This is a genomic window from Protofrankia sp. Cr1, from assembly GCF_963555865.1.
GTDB lineage: Bacteria > Actinomycetota > Actinomycetes > Frankiales > Frankiaceae > Protofrankia.
Genome location: NZ_CAUVXO010000698.1, coordinates 1 through 2509, shown reverse-complemented (window position 1 = coordinate 2509; position 2509 = coordinate 1). Strand labels below are relative to the sequence as shown.

Annotated in this window: 2 protein-coding genes; both read right to left on the bottom strand. The window is 66.1% G+C overall.

The features are described from left to right. Positions 1–1844, bottom strand: a 1844-nt coding sequence (locus U9980_RS28175) for a vWA domain-containing protein (RefSeq protein WP_322770700.1), incomplete at its 3' end; no start/stop codon positions are given. Between the two features lie 470 nt (positions 1845–2314). Beyond that, positions 2315–2509: hypothetical protein (locus U9980_RS28170; protein WP_322770699.1), on the bottom strand; the 195-nt coding region annotated here is incomplete at its 5' end.

Sequence of the window (2509 nt, the reverse complement as noted above, 5' to 3'; positions counted from 1 at the left end):
GGACTGTCGGCGGGGAAGGGGACGACGGTCAGCGCCACGAACTGGTCACCGACCGAGCGAGGAGAGGAGCTGGAATACGGGTCGAAAGTTGTGGCCCGAATGATATCGCCGACGGGGCCGAGTTTCGCGTGGGCCGTCGCGCGGATGGTCAGCGGTATCGGCTTACCATCAGGGATCTCTCCGCGGCGCAATGTGACGGTATCCAAAGCGACGCCGAGATCTTTCCAGGAGTCCGGAGTTGTCAGAGTGATCTCCTTGACTCGTCCCCATGGGCCGGCGACGGTCAGGTAGCCGGACACCGAGCCTCCGCGCGGGAGCGGACCATCGAGCGTGGGGAGGGTGACGACAGGCCCTGGTTCCTTCTTGGTGTCCACCTTCTCCTGTACCGAGGTCGGGTACTCGATCTTGGCTTCTTCAGGTCCCGTGACGCCGGGCCAGCGCACCGTTGCTTCGAACGCGAGCGATGCCGATGCAGCTTGAGGAATCGAGACGCTCGTGGTGAAGTCGACGATGTCGCTGCCGCCGGAGTCGGCCGCGAAGCGAGGCTCGGTCCGCATGCCGACCGCTGGCTGGCCACCGGAGCCGTGGTCGAGAGCGATCTGCGCGGTCACGCTCTCAAGCGCGCCCGGGATCTGCAGCGCACCAGCCCGGGTGTACAGGCGTGCTTCCACGTTCACCATGGGCAGGCCGCCGTTTGGCCCAGGTTGTGGTGGGGTTGGGCGTACCAGCATCGCGGTACGCGGCGTCCCTTCCCACTCCACCTGTGGGTCGATCATGATAGGTGGCCCTCCTGGTGGCGCGCTTGCGACGACTGTCCATTCGCCGGGCATCGGGCGGGTGATGCGTAGTCGGTCGTACCCGTCCGCGCCGGCGGTGCGCTCGAAGGTGGAGCCGTCCGGGGCCTTCTCGCCGGGCTGCACGAAGTTGGTGGGGGAACAGTCCTGCGGGCCGGCGGCTGGGTGGGGTTGGCAGAAGTTGAACGTGAGTCGGCCTTCGTGCCGTACGCGGATCGTCGCGTCGGTTGCCGGCAGCGGGATGCGCCGTTTCGCTTCGCTCCGACACAGCGCCCGGGGTGTGAGAGCAGTGGCAATCGCCGTCGCCGCCGGGATGAGATCATCCCCTGCGCCCGCCATGTGTAGGGAGGGCGTATCCCGCTCGCAGGTGCCCGACCCTTGGAACCCGCCGCGGGTGATCGCGTCCAGGCTGGCTGCGTCCGCGGACCCGAAGCCCAGTGGCCACACCTCGATCTGGTTGGTGTGCAAGTCGGTCGGGACGGCGTTCATGAGCTGGTTTCGCCTGTTGGCCGTACCGCCGGCGAACAGGACAAGCACCCGCCGCGTGCCGGCGGGCGTGTTGCGGACCAGATCATCTTCGAAGAACTTCAGTGCCCCGGCGATGTCGGAGTCATTGCCTTCGGCGGCCTTGCGTGGGTGCAGGCCCTTGAGGCACTCCGCGATCGACGAGCCGGCCGTGGCCGTGGCCGTCGACGGACCCGCCTCCTGAAAGGGACAAACCCGGTCGAAGGTGGGTTTTCCTTCTGTTGGCGGTGGTGGCGCACTCCCGTAGCCGGCCACTGCGACCTGGTAGTCGGGCTTGTAGTCGCCAGCCAGAGCCGAGGCGGCGATCGTCGTGGCCGCCTCCCTCTCCCAATCGATCTGGCCGACCGTCACGTTCGCGGATTCGTCGACCAGGATCTGGACTCGGACCGGTTGTGGCGATGTTTTCGACACCGGTGCGGCAGGGTCGGGAGAGCGCGTTTGCGCATTGACAGGTACGGTCCAGAAGACGACCGCGACGGTGACGCACATCCCCGCCAGTACGCGCCCGAAGCGTGCTGTGGACATTCGGCTGGCCATCCCTAACCCCCGTCGGCGCTGGACTCCACCAGACCAAACTCTCGCCGCGGTGGAAACCGTACCGGACAATAGCCACCGTCTACGCCGGAGCTCTTCGAATCTCGGCATTTGACGGAATTAACTTTGAGTGTTTATAGGTGTACCTAGGGTAACTCGATCATGTGTTCATTGCGCTTCCCGCCCAGGCTGCCCCGCCCCGGTGCGGCCCAGTCGAGCAATACCCGACGAGAACCTACTCCGCAATCGGTAGATCGTTGTCGGTGGGTTGCGTGGTGACCGCCGTCCCTGGAGTCCACGGGGTTAATGGGTGTCGCCAGTGCGGGTGTCGCTTCAGGTAAACAGCTGGCCAAGCGGAGGTGCGGGATTCACTCGGGTCGGGAAACTGGCGTGCGTTCCGGTAGGATCGGTATTCACTATGGACCACCACGCGGGGGGAGTGTCCATTGGCTGTAAAGCAATCAGGCGTAGGAGGTCGGCAGGCATGGCTGCCGCCTGCCCTGGTGGCGCGCCTGATGGGCGGCGTGGTTGCCGTTGGCGTCGTCCTGGCCGGGACGGCCGTCCCGGCCAGCGGCCAAACGCTGCCGAGCACCGCCGCCTCGAATGCCGCAGGCAATGACCTGGCCACCCAGCCAGTGCGGGTCGTTGTGCTTGTC